The organism is Paenibacillus sanguinis 2301083 = DSM 16941 (assembly GCF_000374825.1).
GTDB classification, from domain to species: Bacteria; Bacillota; Bacilli; order Paenibacillales; family Paenibacillaceae; genus Fontibacillus; species Fontibacillus sanguinis.
In genome coordinates this window covers 522,350-539,389 of the sequence record NZ_KB895377.1, presented here as the reverse complement: position 1 = coordinate 539,389, position 17,040 = coordinate 522,350, and the positions used below count along the sequence as shown (strand labels likewise).

The window sequence follows — 17,040 nt, the reverse complement described above, 5'->3', positions numbered from 1 at the left end:
TCAAAAAATCATCTTCGGATCACGTGGCCTATACAAGAAGCTGATTCGACAGCGAATCTTGAATTCAGCCGGGCCTTCCGTTGCTCACGTAGATCTGTCTACGCTCCGCTACTCACTCCCTAACTTCATCCAATCTTCTTGGTGCTCCAAACCTGTTTTTTTGAACTTTCACTGAAATGGTTGTTCAAAAAATCATCTTCGGATCACGTGGCCTATACAAGAAGCTGATTCGACAGCGAATCTTGAATTCAGCCGGGCCTTCCTGAACAGGAATCACCTGTGGTGGTGGCCAGGGAAAAGGGCAGGTCCGCCCGTAGTCCTCCGGCCTAGGATGCCTAATTGTTCTCAGTGCCCCCAGGATGCCAAGCACACTAATGGGAAATCCTCCTGCTAATTTGCCTAAATGGACTGAATTTCGCTATTTATCTGGAAAACATCCCTATAAATCCGTGATTCAGGTCCATTTTCAGTGTTTTTGGCAAAATAATATGGAGAATTTCCAGCTAATTGTTCATAAAGCCAACAGCCGTAAAATATTAGCTGGAGGATTTCCGTTAAGTGGACGATTAACCTCAAGTGTCTCAACCAAACATCAGGTTTTTCAGGTGAAGAACCTGAGAGGTGTTTTTCGGGCACTTGATCCATCTTTACCCTGTATACGGTAATCTTAGAATAATGACAATTGATTACTTTCGGGCAAACCGCGGAAGCAGCCCATCGAGTTAAGCAATTCTACGATCGTCTTGCTCGCCTTCGATTTCTGTTGGAAGTCCTCAATAGACAAGAACTCCCCTTGATCTTTCGCTGCGGCAATATTTTTGGCGGCGTTCTCCCCAATCCCTCCCAATGCCGAGAATGGGGGAATCAGTGAATCGCCGTCCACGGTGAACTTGGTTGCATCGGACCGATACAGATCAATCGGCTTGAAGCGGAAGCCCCGCGCCGTCATTTCAAGTGCCATTTCCAGGATCGAGAGCATACTTTTCTCCTTCGGCAATGCCTGGAAGCCCTTCTGCTCGATTTCCTCAATCTTGCGATAAATAGCTTCATACCCTTGACAGAACAATTCGATATCAAAATCCTCCCCGCGTACAGAGAAGTAGGTCGCATAATACTCAATAGGATAATATAGTTTGAAATAAGCAGTCCGTACCGCAGAGATAACATAGGCCGCAGCATGGGCTTTCGGGAACATGTACTGAATCTTCAAGCAAGAATCGATATACCATTGCGGAACCTTGCATTTCTTCATCTCTTCAATCCATTCCGGCGTAAGCCCCTTGCCCTTACGAACACTCTCCGTAATCTTAAAAGCCAGCCCCGCATCCATCCCGGCTTTATAAATCAAAAACAACATAATGTCGTCACGACAACCGATTACTGTTTTGATGTTACATGTTCCGTTCTTGATCAAATCCTGCGCATTGCCCAGCCAAACCCCCGTTCCATGCGACAAACCGGAGATTTGCAGCAAGTCGGCAAACGAGGAAGGCTGTGATTCCACCAGCATCTGGCGTACAAATTTCGTCCCCATTTCCGGCACACCGTACGTAGCTACCGGCGTACGAATTTGCTGCGGCTCCACGCCAAGTGCTTCGGTAGAGTTGAACATGCTCATGACCTTCGGATCATTCATGGGAATGGTCGTTGGATCAACTCCGGTCAAATCCTGCAGCATCCGCATCATCGTCGGATCATCGTGCCCCAGAATATCCAGCTTCAACAGATTCGCATCGAAGGCATGGTAGTCAAAATGCGTGGTTTTCCACTCTGAGCTTGTATCATCAGCAGGGTATTGCACAGGAGTAATATCCTCTACTTCGATGTAATCCGGCACAACCACAATCCCGCCGGGGTGCTGTCCCGTGCTGCGCTTGACTCCGGTACACCCGCCTGCTAGGCGATTCAATTCAGCCCCCCGCCACTCTTTGCTGTGATCCTCCTCGTATTTCTTGGCGAAGCCAAAGGCGGTCTTCTCGGCAACAGTACCAATCGTACCTGCCCGAAATACATTCTTCTCTCCGAACAGTACCTTGGTATAATTGTGCGCCACCGGTTGGTATTCTCCTGAGAAGTTCAAATCGATATCTGGCACCTTGTCTCCCTTAAAGCCCAGGAAGGTTTCAAAAGGGATATCCTGTCCCTCGCCCTTCAGCTTGCCGCCGCAGTGCGGACAATCCTTGTCAGGCAAATCAAAGCCACTTGGTACGCTGCCGTCCAGGAACCATTCACTATACCGACACTCGGAATTTTGGCAGATATAATGGGCTGGCAGCGGATTGACTTCGGAAATCCCGAGGAACAACGCGACTACAGAAGAACCAACAGACCCCCGTGAACCAACGAGATAACCATCCTGGTTGGATTTCTTCACTAATCTTTCGGATATGAGATAGTTGGCGGAAAAGCCGTATTTGATAATTGGCTCAAGTTCCTTCTCCAACCGCTTGATGATGACCTCCGGCAACTCGTCTCCGTAAATTGATTTTGCCGTATTATAGCAGGTCTCGCGAATCTCATCATCCGCCCCATCGATAATAGGGGTAAATAGCTTGTCAGGGAACAACTCCAGTTCCTCGAACTGCTCTGCCAAAGCCACTGTATTTTTCACCACTACTTCCTGGGCCTTGTCTTCACCCAGGAAAGCAAATTCCTCCAGCATTTCGTCTGTTGTACGAAAATGCGCATCGGGTTTGCGTATATCCTTAAGCGGACTAAAGCCAGTTATTCCGTGAATCGTAATGTCGCGGAACAGCTTGTCCTTGGGATCAAGATAATGCACATTGCCGGTAGCCACGACAGGCTTGCCCAGCTTCATGCCAATCTCCACCACTTTGCGGACAGCCGTCTCCAGTTCAATCTTGCTGCCAACCAGTCCTTTTTCGACCAAATGCATATACATCGTCAGCGGCTGAATTTCCAGAACATCATAGAATTCGGCTACAACTTCAGCTTCCTCTACCGATTTGTTCAGCACGGCCTCGAAGAACTCGCCCTTCTCGCAGCCGGACATGATCAATAAGCCTTCACGCATCTCTACCAGCTTCGATTTAGGAATGCAGGGCACACGCTTGAAATATTCGGTATGCGACATCGAGACCAGCTTGAACAAGTTCTTCTTGCCGATAGCATTTAGAGCATAGATGCCGCAATGGAATGGACGGGAGTTGGATAAATCCTTACCCACCTTATCATTGAGGCGATCCAGAGTCGTGTACCCCTCCATTTTGTTGGCATCCTCAAGCAGGCCATTCAAAATTTCACCAAGAGCAAGTGTATCATCGATGGCCCGGTGATGATTTTCCAATGAAACCTTATATTTGGCGGCCAGTGTGTTGAGCCGGTGATTCTTCATCGTCGGGAACAGCATCCGTGCAAGCTCCAACGTGTCCAGTACCGGGTTAGTCATCTCGGGTAAACCCAGTTCCTTCAGCTTGGCATTGACAAAATCGACGTCAAAACGGGCATTGTGGGCCACCAGCACCGCATCGCCTGCAAATTGCACGAATTGCTTGAGCACCTCTTCTGCCTCAGGAGCGTCCTTGACCATCTCATCGTTAATGTTCGTCAATTGTTGAATATTGTAGGGAATACGAACATGCGGATTAACGAAAGTGGCATAGCGATCAACTTCTTTGCCATCTTCCATCTTCACAGCAGCAATCTCAATAATCTTGTTCTGCGTGACAGACAGCCCCGTGGTTTCTATATCAAATACGATATAGGTCGCGGCCTTCAGATTGTCGTCGCGCGAGTTCAATACAACCGCAACATTATCGTTGACCACGTTCGCCTCGACACCATAGATCATTTTGATCCCGTTCTTCTTGGCCGCCTTGGCCGCATCAGGATAACATTGAACCCCGCCGTGGTCCGTAACGGCTATGGCTTTATGTCCCCACTTTGCAGCCAATTTCACGTAATCCCCAATCGGTGTAACAGCATCCATCGTGCTCATGGTGGTATGCAAATGGAATTCCACACGTTTCTCAGGAGCATTGTCTTTCCGTCCCGGCGGTGCAGATATCTCACATAAATCCGAAGGAATCATGACTAGCTCGGGAACCGTCATAAAACGATCCATCTCTACCTTGCCGCGTGCTTTAATCCATTTGCCGTTGGCGAGTTGGCCCATCACCTTCAGATCATCTTTGTTCTTGGCAAACAATTTCATTTGCAAGGAATCCGAGAAATCCGTCAGATAGAACATAAACAGGGTATTCCCGTTGCGAAGCTCCTTACGATCCAAGCCAAAAACAGTTCCTTGAATCGTAATCTTCTTCTCTTCATCCTGAATCTGTTGAATAGGCACAGGCTGCTCTTTGATATCGTATCCAAGCTGCAGCTTGATAACTTCCCCGTCAACGATTTCCTCCGGAGGTGCTTCAGCCGCTGCACTCTCCATCATTTGCTGAATGACTTCGCGATTCTCCTCAACAATGCGCTGCTGAAATTCCTCAACAGCTTCATTTCGATTCTCTCCTACCTGCAGCTTAACGCGTAAAGATAGTGCAAAGTAAGCTTCGTAAAAAGCGGCCGCCGCTTTATCGATTTGCTTCTTGTTCGCTAGTTCCAAAGCGGTAGCATCGCCAAGTGTAATGGATATCAAATCATGTTCTACCTCAAATCTGGCACGGGCCATCCACCCGTTAACGGATGGAATTTGACGCTTAACCCACTCGATGAACAACCCCCAATATTCGCTAACAATCTCCTTGACAGTCAAGTCAGGACCATATTTAAACTTGAAGGATATCGCAGCGATATGCTCCATCCGTTCCTTGATTCTAAGACAATAGCTACGATAAATTTCAGACGGCACCAGTGTATCCTTGACAATCGTAATCTTCCATTCCCGATTGCTGCGGCTGACCTCTACCTTCTCAATATGTCCATCGAGAAAATAGGGATCAATGAGCGGCTCCGGCACTTCCGCCTGCTTCATCAACAGTTCGAGCCGATTCCTCTTCTCCTCTATCCCGGTCATATTCTCTCCCTCCGTCTTGCTTGCTAGTGTTCCTAACCTACAACAGAAAAAGGCTTCCGGCAGTGGCCAGCAGGTCTATAAGCCTGCTGATCCCAGTCTGCCGAAAGCCTTGGTGGCTGCTTGCTTTTGCCCGGTCAGAAGCTCCCCTGCTTCCATGGCCAAACAAGCTCATTCATTAGTAGGCTCTGGCAAAAACAACCGTATGTTTCGCCTTTTCCCCGCAGACGAGACAGGTGTGCTTCGTCGTTGCCGGCTTAAACGGAATGTTACGGCTAGTTGCTCCCGTCTCTTCCTTAACCTGACGTTCGCAAGCTTCCGAGCCGCACCATCCGGCTAAGGTAAAGCCACGTTTTTCTTCAATGCTTGCCTTCATTTCATCCAGCGTATCAACGCTATAGAAATGCTCTTCACGGAAGGCTTTAGCCCGATCATACATCTCCTGATGAACCTGCTCCAGCATAGCGGTAACCTCTTCAACCAATTGATCCTGCTGAATGACTTTTTTCTCTCCGCTAATACGGGAGGCTAGGACACATACGCCATTATCCATGTCGCGTGGTCCAATCTCAAGACGTACTGGCACGCCGCGCATCTCATATTCATTAAACTTCCAGCCAGGGCGGAAGTCAGCACGATCATCGATGCCTACGCGGATGCCCGCCTTCTTAAGCTGAGCAAACAGCTCGTCTGCCCTGTTCACAACGGCTTCCCATGTTTTTGGCGGGCCGATCGGAATAATCATCACTTGCTTTGGAGCCACCTTCGGCGGCAAAGCAAGTCCACGATCATCACCGTGTACCATAATCAGTGAACCGATCAGGCGGGTGCTTACTCCCCAGGAAGTGGTATGTACATATTCCCGTACATTGTCACGGTTCAGATACTGAATGTCAAACGCTGCGGCAAAATTGGTTCCCATATAATGCGAGGTTCCTGCCTGAACGGCACGTCCATCCTTCATCATCGCTTCAATCGAAAAAGTATCGACCGCTCCGGCAAACTTCTCGGAAGGTGTCTTTTGCCCCTCGATAACCGGGATAGCCAAATAATTCTCTACGAAATCGCGGTACACTTCCAGCATGCGCATCGTTTCTTCACGAGCATCCTGCTCGTTCTCATGGGCGGTATGCCCTTCCTGCCACAGAAACTCACTTGTGCGCAGGAACGGCAAGGTACGCTTCTCCCAACGAACCACGTTCGCCCATTGGTTGATCAACACCGGCAGATCACGGTAGGATTGAATCCATTTCTCATACATATGGCCAACCATCGTTTCGGAGGTTGGACGAATTGCAAGGCGTTCTTCCAGCTTCTCGCCAGCCGCTTCCGTCACCCAAGGCAGCTCGGGATTAAAGCCTTCCACATGCTCCTTCTCCTTCTGGAAGAAGCTCTCCGGAATGAACAGCGGAAAGTAAGCATTGCGATGGCCTGTTTCCTTAAAGCGGCGGTCCAGTTCTGCTTGGATATGCTCCCAAATTTCATAGCCGTCTGGCTTGAATACGATACATCCGCGAACCGGGGAGTAATCCATCAGGTCCGCTTTCTTTATAACATCGATATACCAACGGGAGAAGTCCTCTCCCTGGGGGGTAATCTCCGTAACGAATTGTTTCTCCTCTTTTGCCATAAGAACCTATTTCCTCCCGTAAAAAAACACAAGTTTTTGAGCATCAGCCGTGAATCAGCCGTAAAATATCATTATAGGTGACCGCAATCATCAAGAGGAACAGCATTGCAAAACCGATGAAATGCACCATTCCTTCCCGATTTGGATCAATCGGCTTGCCCCGCAGCGCTTCAACGCCCAGGAAGATCAGTCGGCTCCCATCCAGCGCCGGAATCGGCAACAGGTTGAAAATTCCAAGATACAAGCTCAGAATAGCTGCCCAGTAGGTAAGCTGCGCAATGCCCTGCTTGGCAATTTGCCCGGTTACTTCAAAAGTACGCACCGGTCCACCCAGATCATCCATTGAAAATTGGTTAATCAGTTGCTTGAAGCCGAGAAATATCATCTTGGTGGTACTAACCATGCTCTCTCCAGCCACTTGGAATGTTTCTCCAAACGACGCACTGCGTGTAGGGAAAACCGTAACAATCGTACTGCCGATTTTGCCGTCTTCATCGCTTGCTCCTTGCGGCGTGATCGTTATCTGAACGGTTGCTCCATCCCGGTTAACCTTCCACTCCATCGGCTTGTTTTTGGACGCCTGAATCATCTCAATCATCTTGTTCGCATCTGTGCCCACCGCCTGACCATTAATGGTCTCTATGATGTCTCCGGGCTGCAGCCCGACTTCATCTGCCGGCATTCCCTTCACCACTTCGCCAATTTGCAAATGGGAAGGCTGCTCCAGGGGAATTCCGGCCATTTGAATATGCAAGGCAAACAACACAAAAGCCAAGATAAAATTCATCAACGGGCCGGCAAAAATAGAAAGAGCGCGTTGCCCGACCGTCTTGCTGCCGTATTGCCGGTCTCTTGGAGCAATCTGTGTTTCCCGCCCCTTGGTGACCATCATCGCTTGCGGATGTACAGGGTAGCTCAGGATTTCCCCGTCCACATTCATGCGGACTGACAGATCGTCCTCAAGGTCGATATGCTGAACCTCACCGCGAATAACATTTTTGCGGCTATCCAGGCGGTCCAGGTAAATTTTCTGTACCTGGCCTTGCTCCAGGCGCACTGCAATCGTCTGACCCTCGGCAATCTCAATCAGCTCAGGATCCTCGCCTGCCATTCTGGCATAACCGCCGAAAGGCAGCAGACGCAAGGTAAACTGCGTTTCATCTCGCTTGAAGGACAACAGTTTCGGGCCAAAGCCGATAGCAAACTCCCGTACCAAAATACCGGCACGCTTCGCAAAGAAATAATGTCCCCATTCATGCACCGTAACGATGACAAAAAACATGAGCACCGTCAAAAATATGATTCTTAGTAATTCCAAGCGTAAGCATCCTCCTTTTTTGGCCACGATTCGTCCAGGCATTCATTTCAGTTAATATTCCCCGACCAGGCACAAGAGCATACTGTACACGCTACAGAGTCTCGGCCACTGCTCTCGCCCAGCGGTCAGCATCGCGAATCGTTTCCAAATCGGGACAAGACTGAACGTGATGCCTAGACAATGCCTTCTCTATAATCGTCTCTATTTCCAGAAATGAAATGCTTCCATTGAGAAAGCGAGCGACAGCCACTTCATTGGCGGCATTATAAACGCTGGTTGCTGTACCACCTATTTTACCACATTCATAGGCCAGTCTTAAACATGGGAAACGTACCAAGTCCATCTCGCGAAAATGCAGCTTCCCAACCTCCGCGAGCGACAGCCGACGAGCCTGTGAAGTCCAGCGATGAGGGTATGATAAAGCATATTGAATCGGGACGCGCATATCCGGTGTCCCTAATTGGGCAATGACACTGCCGTCACGATACTCAACGAAAGAGTGGATGATGCTCTCCGGATGCAGTAATACTCCAATTTTTTCAAAGGGAAGATCAAAGAGCCAACGGGCCTCAATCACTTCCAATCCTTTGTTGACCATCGTGGCCGAGTCGATCGTAATCTTCGCGCCCATAGACCAGTTAGGATGCTTGAGGGCATCTTCCACGGTCACATGCCGGAGCTGTTCACGCGTCAGATCGCGGAAGGAGCCGCCAGAGGCCGTTAGCGTAATCTGCTCTACTTCTTCTGCTCTTTCTCCGTTAAGGCACTGAAAAATAGCTGAATGCTCACTATCGACCGGCAAAAGGGCCACTTCCTTTTGTCTGGCTAGCTCTGTGACCAGATGTCCCGCAGTAACCAGCGTTTCCTTGTTGGCGAGTGCGATCTGCTTGCCTTCTTCAATGGCAGCCAACGTTGCTGGCAATCCGGCACTACCGACAATTGCCATGACCACGGTATCCGCATCTGTACCGGCGGCTACCTCAATTAGCCCCTGCTCCCCGTAATAAAGCTTCACATTCTCAGGAAGCTGCGGGCGCACCCGCTCAGCCAGCTCCCTGGTTGCCACCGATACTTTCTTCGGCCGGAATTCATGTACCTGCTGGACCAACAAATCGGTATTGGTTCCTGCCGCCATTCCCTCCAGACAGAAGCTTTCGGGATGAGCACGCAAAACATCAAGCGTTTGCGTACCAATGGATCCCGTTGAGCCGATCAGCGCTATTCTTTTCATGTTACACCTCATAATCAAACATAATATAAAAGGTTATTCTTCGTGGTGGGAAGCCGCTAACAAAAACATCCTTTATGGAAGAAGGCTGAGGATATGTATAAACGGGAACACCGCGATCCAGCTATCACACCGATCCAAAATCCCGCCATGGCCTGGCAGCAGCTTCCCTGAATCCTTGATGCCGTATACTCGCTTGTAGGCCGACTGAATAAGGTCGCCGAACTGCCCTACCACCGCAACAGAAGCACCAAGCAAGACAGCACGTCCAACCGTCAACAAGCCATCGGAGACCAGAGCAAACAAAATGGCAACCCCGATTGCTATGATAACGCCGCCAAGCGCCCCTTCCACAGTTTTATTCGGGCTGATTGCCGGCCAAAGCTTATGACGACCGAAGCGACGTCCGGTAAAATAAGCTCCAGCATCGCTACCCCAAATGGAAGCCAGCATCAGCAAAGTCCAGAAAAGTCCATGACCATCCGCTGTGCTGCGCATTTCTGCCAATGATGAAAATCCAACCCCGACATACACTACCCCCAGGTATAAGAGTGCCATTTGACCGATAGGCTGTTCATTTTTTGAAATAACCGTAACAGCCAGGAACAACAACATAAAAAGCCATATTGCCGCATACGCATCGAGCGGTCTGGCAATTCCAAGCAGCCCCCACGGGAAGACCAGGTACAATACACTGAGGTAACCCAATATAGCAGTACCCCCAAAGGCAGGCAGCTTGGTCATACGGACAAATTCATAAAACCCGATTAAGGCCATAAGCAAGACAAGTACGTGGTAGGTTAGTCCGCCCAACCAGCATATTCCCAAAAAAAAGCCACCGGCGACAATGCCCGTATTTAACCGCTGTTTCACCAGTCCACACCTTCCTCGCTAGGTTAGTCCACCATATCTCCGTGTACGGTGCTGATATTCCGCTACGGCTTCAACCAAATGTTCCTTCCCGAAATCGGGCCAGTAAATCTCCGTAAACCACAGCTCGCTATATGCGGTTTGCCAGAGCATAAAGTTGCTTAATCTGAGTTCTCCACTGGTCCTGATCAATAAATCCGGATCCGGAAGTTCTGCCGACAAAAGCCCGGACTGGATGGTGTCGGCTGTAATCTCCTCCACGGAAATTTTCCCGGATTGTACTCTTCTGGCTATATCTTTTACACTCTCCGTAATTTCGCGGCGACTGCCATAATTCAAGGCAAAATTCAAAATAAGACCTGTATTATTTTTTGTCCGTTCAATGGCTTCTTTCATTGCGCTGAGTGTATGCGGGGGCAACTCTTCCGTATGTCCCATCATACGCACCTGAACGTTTTTTTCGACCAATTCATCAAGCTCCACCGCAAGAAATTCCTGAGGGAGCGACATTAAAAAATCGACTTCGTCCTTGGGTCTTTTCCAATTCTCCGTCGAGAAAGCATACAGCGTTAAAACAGAAATACCAAGTTCATCCGCGGCAATAGTTGCTCTCTTCACGGCTTTCATCCCTGACCGATGACCGACAACACGCGGCAAACCTAGCCTGCGCGCCCAACGTCCGTTGCCGTCCATAATGATCGCGACATGCTTGGGAATATTATCCGGGGACAGCACGACGGATTTGGGATGCTTTTTCTTTTTCAACCAGGGTTGAAACAACTTGATCATTCCTTTTCCTCCAGCCGGGTGATGAAAAAGAGACAAACCCCACCGTAATAGGAGGGGCTGCTTTATGTCTCTTAAACTTCCATGATCTCTTTCTCTTTCGCAGCTAGGACCTTATCCACTTCCGCGATAAATTTATCTGTCGCTTTTTGAATGTCTTCCTGATGGCGGCGTGACTCATCTTCCGAAATATCCGTTTTTTCCAGCTTCTTAATATCATCGTTGGCGTCACGACGAATATTGCGGATAGCCACCTTCGCTTCTTCGCCAAATTTCTTGGTCAGCTTAACCAGTTCAACCCGACGTTCTTCGGTTAGCGGCGGAATAGTCAAGCGAATCAGTGACCCGTCATTAGCCGGGGTCAAGCCTAAATCCGATTTTTGAATCGCTCTTTCAATCTCAGACAAGGATGATTTATCCCAAGGCTGGATCATCAAAGTCCGGGAATCTGGCGTATTGATATTAGCCAATTGATTAATTGGAGTCGGCGATCCGTAGTAGTCCACATGAACCCGGTCCAGCAACGAAGGAGCGGCTCTTCCCGCACGAAGTGTGGCCAGCTCTCTCTTCAAGGCTTGAATCGCTTTGTCCATCCGTTCTTCCGCATGTTTTTTAATCGCTTGCGGCATTAGTCTACACTCCCTTTGACGATCGTCCCGATTCTTTCACCGAGAACGACGCGCTTAATGTTCCCTTGCTCGGTTATCGCAAAAACGATCAGCGGGATATCATTATCCATACACAGCGAGGATGCTGTCGAATCCATGACACCCAAGTTCTTGTTCAGCACTTCCATATACGTCAACGTCTCATACTTTACAGCACTCGAATCAACGAATGGATCGGCAGAGTATACGCCATCCACTTTATTTTTAGCCATAAGGATAACCTCTGCTTCGATCTCGGCGGCGCGAAGAGCTGCTGTCGTATCCGTAGAGAAGAACGGGTTACCTGTTCCTGCTGCAAAGATAACAACACGGCCTTTCTCCAAATGGCGAATAGCCCGACGGCGAATATAAGGCTCTGCTATCTGCTGCATGGCAATTGAAGTTTGCACCCGTGTAGGCACCTCAATTTGCTCCAATGCATCCTGCAAAGCCAAAGAGTTCATTACCGTAGCTAACATGCCCATATAATCGGCTGTCGCCCGGTCGATCCCCTTAGCGCTACCGGCAATGCCTCGCCAGATGTTGCCTCCGCCACAAACGATAGCCACCTGTACGCCAAGCTCTACAACTTCCTTCACTTGCTCTGCAATAGAGGCGATGGTATCCGCATCGATACCATAACCATTTTGACCCGCCAGCGACTCGCCACTGACCTTCAATACAACACGTTTAAACACTGGCTGTTTCAAATGTATACCTCCACCATGAACTCATTCACAGGTTAAAAAAGAAGGAACACCACGTGTTCCAACATTCCTAACCTCTATGGATGGTTTGCTTTATGCTTATTTCTTCACCTGAGACATAACTTCTTCGACGAAGTTGTCCACTTTTTTCTCCAGACCTTCACCTAACTCATAACGAACGAAGCGACGGATCGAAATGTTTTCACCGATCGTGCTGATTTTTTCATTGAGCAACTGGGAAATCGTTTTGTCTGGATCTTTAACGAAGGATTGTTCCAACAAGCAATACTCTTCATAGTATTTGCCGATACGGCCTTCAACCATTTTTTCAACAATTTTTTCCGGTTTGCCTTCATTCAAAGCTTGAGCCTTCAGAATTTCTCTTTCCTTCTCGATGGCATCGCTTGGAACTTCCTCACGGCGTACATAAAGCGGGCTCAAAGCCGCAATGTGCATGGCGATGTCACGTGCGAACTCTTTGAATTGATCGGTTTTTGCTACGAAGTCGGTTTCACAGTTGATTTCTACGATAACGCCAATCCGGCCGCCAGCGTGAATATAAGATTCAACAACGCCTTCTGTAGCAATACGTCCTGCTTTGTTAGCAGCGGCAGAAAGGCCTTTTTCCCGAAGCAGTTCAACCGCTTTGGTCAAGTCACCGTTTGCTTCCTCAAGTGCTTTTTTGCAATCCAGCATGCCCGCACCTGTTTTTTCACGTAGTTCTTTAACCGCTTTTGCATCTACTGCCATGTTTATATTCCCTCCATATCGATATATAGGGTAATTCCCTTTAAATCTAAAACCTTCGCTCTTTAAAAAAAGGGTAGTGAGAGGTTTGACACCTTCCAACCACCCTTTCATTTTAATTTATCGGATTAGTCAGGCCATTAGGCCGTCGTTTGTTCGCCTTGGTGAGCTTCGATCACGGCATCTGCCATTTTGCCAGTTAACAGCTTCACGGCGCGGATAGCGTCGTCGTTACCTGGGATGACATAGTCGATTTCGTCCGGATCGCAGTTCGTATCAACGATACCTACGATTGGAATCCCCAATTTGCGGGCTTCCGCTACCGCAATGCGCTCTTTGCGTGGATCAATGATGAACAAGGCGCTTGGCAGGCCTTTCATGTTCTTGATCCCGCCCAGGAATTTTTCAAGACGATCTTTTTCTTTGCGAAGAATAATAACTTCTTTCTTCGGCAATACGGAGAATGTGCCGTCCTCTTCCCAAGCTTCCAGCTTCTTCAAACGGTCGATCCGTTTTTGAATCGTTTGGAAGTTAGTCAGAGTACCACCCAACCAACGTTGATTGATGTAGAATTGACCGGCGCGCTCTGCTTCATCCTTTACGGAATCTTGAGCCTGCTTCTTTGTGCCCACAAACAGAATGGTGCCATTCTCTTCCGCGATGCTCTTTACAAAGTTATAAGCCTCTTCTACTTTCTTGACCGTTTTTTGCAGGTCGATAATGTAAATGCCGTTTCTTTCAGTGAAGATATAACGATCCATTTTCGGGTTCCAACGACGAGTTTGGTGACCGAAGTGCACACCTGCTTCAAGCAGTTGTTTCATGGAGATTACTGCCATCTTCACGCACCTCCTAAGTTTGGTTTTTGTTTGATGCTTCCTCTGGAGATTTCATTTCCCGGCAGGACTCCTTGTCAATACAAGTGAGCACCCCTGACGAAATCAATCTCCATGCGTTATAACACCGTCATTTAATATACCATAAGTGAAAACCGGATGCAACCGAAGTTTCCTTTATCTTCTGAAATGAAAAAAAGGCACTATAGAGCGCCCTTCAGCCATGTATCATCTCTATTTATTCCTCTTGGAAATCTTCTTAATAATGGAGTCGAATTCTTCTCCTACATAGAATTTATAAGTTCCGGCCCGAACCTTGTAGTTGATCTTCTTTGCTACCGCAGCCTCTACAAACTTATCCTTGTCCGCAATCACTCCGGCCTGGAGCAATCCGTTAGCCACGCCCTCCAGAGACGTTCCACCTGCAATTTTATATTCCACTTCAACTGCCGCTTGATTCTCTGCCTGCTGTCCCGCATCGCCTACGGAATCTTTCCCCTGTACTTCCGGATGCTGCGGGGTATCGGGAGCTGTCGGCTGGTTCATATCAGGAACTACCGGCGTCACAGGAGTATCCTGCGCTTGTGGAGCCAATACATCTTGATTAGCCCGTTCCTGCCACTGCTCTTCGGTCAGCAATTCTTCGCCCAGCTCGGAAACTCTAAGTCCCGCACGTTCTGCAGCCTGCTCGATTTGCTCCTTAGTATGTAACTGGCCGCCCATATTCTGACCAACCAGCATAAGCTGCAGCAACAAGGCTCCGATAATAAGTCCACAGCCCAAACCGAACATGAAATGGCGATTCTTCATCATGGGGACTCCTCCTTCCGGGCCAGTTGCAAAATCAACTGTACTTCACCTCGTTGAAGTCCCACCGTCTTGGCAATCATGTCCATCGATTTTCCTTGGGCATATAAATCAAATAGTTCGGGATAACGGTCCCGAACATGCTCGTCCTGCGGCTCCTCTGCTACAGGCGAGACGGGATCAGGTTGTACCTCAGCAATGACTGGAGATTCCGGAGATTCGATAGCCACAGCTACAAGGGGCTGTACTTGCTCTGCCACAACATCTGCAACAGGGAATTCTTGTCGTTGCAGTGCCGATTCCAATACCAATAGCCGGGAATCACTCTGACGTGCAAGCACCTCCACCTCGCTCAAGCGCTGACGAAGTTCAACCATAAGCTCCTGCCCGGCCAATTGCTTGCCCGTAAAGTCTTGCTTCATCTGGGCAACCATCCCCATCAGCTCTTCATTTTCTTTCTCGATCTCTGCCATATATTGCTCAAGCGTAGCTTCCACCTCTCTGGCGGCATCCGCTTTGGGACTCTCTGCGACTTGGCGCCGGGGAAGCAGCAAAGCATATACCAGCGCCGCAACCCCAAGCAATACTATGAAAACCCAAGGAGCTTCAAACAATGCAATCCTCACCTTTTGCTGTTCAATTTGCTACAAATCAAGGTGACACTCCGGCTTCCCGGATGCTACCAAGACAAGTCGATGTGTTTTCCTTTGTAAGGGTGTTCCGCCATATGCTCCCGTTCTCCCTCTTCGTCGTTATCGCCGGGAGAGGCTTCACCATGCTCTTGTGCCCCCGAGCCATTCCCTTCCCGCCTCACGTTCAGGTTATGGGCGCTCTCGTCCACACCAGCACTACGTTGACGTTCCAGTTCACTGTTCTTGACCGTTTGGCCTGACAGCATGCTTTGATCAAGAATCGGGCGATGCTGCTGATCTTGCTGAACACGTCCTGCATCACCTGTCCGGGGGACTGCGATTTGCATCTCTACGGATTTCATATTCATGAGATCACCTCATCTTAGTGAAGGCTTGAATAACTCGCATTGGAAATTCAAATCCGTTCAAAACCGCTACTAGACATAGGCCGACATGGAGATATCACCTTCACTATAGTAGAAGGACATACGAGAGATGGGGTCTTTAATATATTTCGTATACCGCCCTATGACAATTTTGGAGCCGCCATAAATCGTCTTAAACACATCTACCCGCGCTTTCCCGGTGTCTTCAAGCTCTTTCTCAATAGAAAGCATGCGCTCCTTCATCAGGTTCATCTCTTGGGTGCTTGCTTTCTTGGTCATGTTCAGTTTGGAACGCATCTCAACCTTATCCGGGGTTAGTCTTCCCATAGAAGCAAGCTGGTTGAGCAACGTAAGCGCCTTCTCTGTTTTGTCGAGATTAGCCATCTGTTCCTTAAGCTGCTGACGAAGCTCCTGCAATTCATTACGAAGTTCAGGTAGAACGCCAACTTCAATGGTCGTCGTTGTCGACATCGGGTTCCCGATAATGCGAGCAACCACTTTCTCTCCCGCCTGAAGGTTGCCTCCGACGATCAAGCCCTTAGCTCCACTGCATATAATGTCGCGCCCAGCGCGAATGTTGGAGTGCATAATGCTTTGCGAGACAATAACATCTTCTCCCGCCTGCACGTTTCCGTCCTGGATGAATGAGCTCTTCACATTTTGACCAGCCTTGACCAATCCTTTGTTATAACCAATAATGCCGCCAGAAATCTCGATAGAACCATCCGCGAACAATTCGGCCCCTTCAACTCCACCAACGACACGGATATCTCCAGCCGCCGTAATTCTGAAGCCGGTCAGCACGTTGCCACGCACAACGACGGTTCCAACAAAATCAATATTCCCGCTGCTGTAATCAACATCTCCGTTAATCTCATAGACGGGAAACACATTCAGGTTGCCTTTGTCCGTCCGTGTGACCAATCCGTCAATAGCGGCATATAGTGCGGTTTGCTCCGGATTCATGACCACGTTCTTGCCCACTTTGAGGTATGCCGGCTTTCCTTCCCTGCATGCAATCACTTCTCCGGTCACCGCAGTTCCGTTACGCCCTTGAACAGGAGGGACGAGTTCAGCAATAATTTGCCCTTTACGGATATTGTTCAATCGCGTTACATCCTTCAGGTCCACGGTCCCCTCGTCGTTCTCCGCAGGCTTATGCCGGTTGTCATCATCGATGGCCACCGCATAACGGATCATGCCGTCCTCCCCATCAAGTGGTTCCTGACCGATGGCAATCGGTGTTTTGCTGAAGAAGTACTCCCTGGGATTTGCTGAAAGGCGGCGGATAATATCGTCCTGAATCCCGTGCTTGATCCCTTCTCCTTGTAAAAAGCGGAGTAACTGATCCGCCGTACAGGAGAAGTTGTCCTCCTTCTTGGCAAATTGCAAGTAAGCCACGGTCTTGTCATCATTCAGCGTTACGGTTAGCATTTGTTTCAAATCATCCAGAAGTTCCACG

14 protein-coding genes are annotated in these 17,040 nt (G+C 48.9%); all 14 read right to left on the bottom strand.

The window, feature by feature from the left end; translation table 11 throughout:
- Nucleotides 1-667: 667 nt before the first annotated feature.
- The 14 genes from C557_RS0106090 to C557_RS0106020 all read right to left on the bottom strand — a co-directional run bounded on the left by C557_RS0106090 (nucleotide 668) and on the right by C557_RS0106020 (nucleotide 17,039).
- Complete coding sequence (locus tag C557_RS0106090) at nucleotides 668-4,987, bottom strand: PolC-type DNA polymerase III (RefSeq protein ID WP_018750954.1); 4,320 nt, start codon at nucleotides 4,985-4,987, stop codon at nucleotides 668-670.
- Nucleotides 4,988-5,162: 175 nt separating this feature from the next.
- On the bottom strand, nucleotides 5,163-6,614 hold the full coding sequence (gene proS, locus C557_RS0106080; protein ID WP_018750953.1) for a proline--tRNA ligase: 1,452 nt from the start codon (nucleotides 6,612-6,614) through the stop codon (nucleotides 5,163-5,165).
- A 43-nt stretch (nucleotides 6,615-6,657) separates the two neighbouring features.
- A complete protein-coding gene (gene rseP, locus C557_RS0106075) occupies nucleotides 6,658-7,932 on the bottom strand; it encodes an RIP metalloprotease RseP (protein ID WP_018750952.1) in 1,275 nt (424 codons plus the stop codon).
- A 91-nt stretch (nucleotides 7,933-8,023) separates the two neighbouring features.
- Complete coding sequence (locus tag C557_RS0106070) at nucleotides 8,024-9,163, bottom strand: 1-deoxy-D-xylulose-5-phosphate reductoisomerase (RefSeq protein ID WP_018750951.1); 1,140 nt, start codon at nucleotides 9,161-9,163, stop codon at nucleotides 8,024-8,026.
- Between the two features lie 72 nt (nucleotides 9,164-9,235).
- Complete coding sequence (locus tag C557_RS0106065) at nucleotides 9,236-10,033, bottom strand: phosphatidate cytidylyltransferase (protein ID WP_018750950.1); 798 nt, start codon at nucleotides 10,031-10,033, stop codon at nucleotides 9,236-9,238.
- A gap of 18 nt (nucleotides 10,034-10,051) precedes the next feature.
- Nucleotides 10,052-10,819, bottom strand: coding sequence for an isoprenyl transferase (locus tag C557_RS0106060; protein WP_018750949.1), 768 nt, complete (start codon nucleotides 10,817-10,819; stop codon nucleotides 10,052-10,054).
- A 71-nt stretch (nucleotides 10,820-10,890) separates the two neighbouring features.
- Entirely contained in the window at nucleotides 10,891-11,445 is a 555-nt protein-coding gene (frr, locus tag C557_RS0106055; RefSeq protein ID WP_018750948.1) for a ribosome recycling factor, read from the bottom strand.
- Nucleotides 11,445-12,173: a UMP kinase gene (gene pyrH, locus C557_RS0106050; RefSeq protein ID WP_018750947.1), complete on the bottom strand. Its 729-nt coding sequence runs from the start codon at nucleotides 12,171-12,173 to the stop codon at nucleotides 11,445-11,447. The genes frr and pyrH overlap by 1 nt, the downstream gene beginning before the upstream one ends.
- 96 nt (nucleotides 12,174-12,269) lie before the next feature.
- Nucleotides 12,270-12,920: a translation elongation factor Ts gene (tsf, locus tag C557_RS0106045; protein ID WP_018750946.1), complete on the bottom strand. Its 651-nt coding sequence runs from the start codon at nucleotides 12,918-12,920 to the stop codon at nucleotides 12,270-12,272.
- Nucleotides 12,921-13,057: 137 nt separating this feature from the next.
- Complete coding sequence (gene rpsB / locus C557_RS0106040; RefSeq protein WP_018750945.1) at nucleotides 13,058-13,756, bottom strand: 30S ribosomal protein S2; 699 nt, start codon at nucleotides 13,754-13,756, stop codon at nucleotides 13,058-13,060.
- Between the two features lie 231 nt (nucleotides 13,757-13,987).
- Nucleotides 13,988-14,566, bottom strand: coding sequence for an MltG/YceG/YrrL family protein (locus tag C557_RS0106035; RefSeq protein ID WP_018750944.1), 579 nt, complete (start codon nucleotides 14,564-14,566; stop codon nucleotides 13,988-13,990).
- Nucleotides 14,563-15,174, bottom strand: a complete 612-nt coding sequence (locus tag C557_RS0106030) for a hypothetical protein (RefSeq protein ID WP_018750943.1) — start codon at nucleotides 15,172-15,174, stop codon at nucleotides 14,563-14,565. Before C557_RS0106030 ends, C557_RS0106035 begins: the two co-directional genes overlap by 4 nt.
- 65 nt (nucleotides 15,175-15,239) lie before the next feature.
- Nucleotides 15,240-15,560, bottom strand: a complete 321-nt coding sequence (locus C557_RS0106025) for a hypothetical protein (protein WP_018750942.1) — start codon at nucleotides 15,558-15,560, stop codon at nucleotides 15,240-15,242.
- 69 nt (nucleotides 15,561-15,629) lie between these two features.
- The gene (locus tag C557_RS0106020; RefSeq protein WP_018750941.1) at nucleotides 15,630-17,039 is read right to left on the bottom strand and encodes a FapA family protein; all 1,410 of its coding nucleotides are present in this window, start codon (nucleotides 17,037-17,039) and stop codon (nucleotides 15,630-15,632) included.
- Between the last annotated feature and the right edge of the window lies 1 nt (nucleotide 17,040).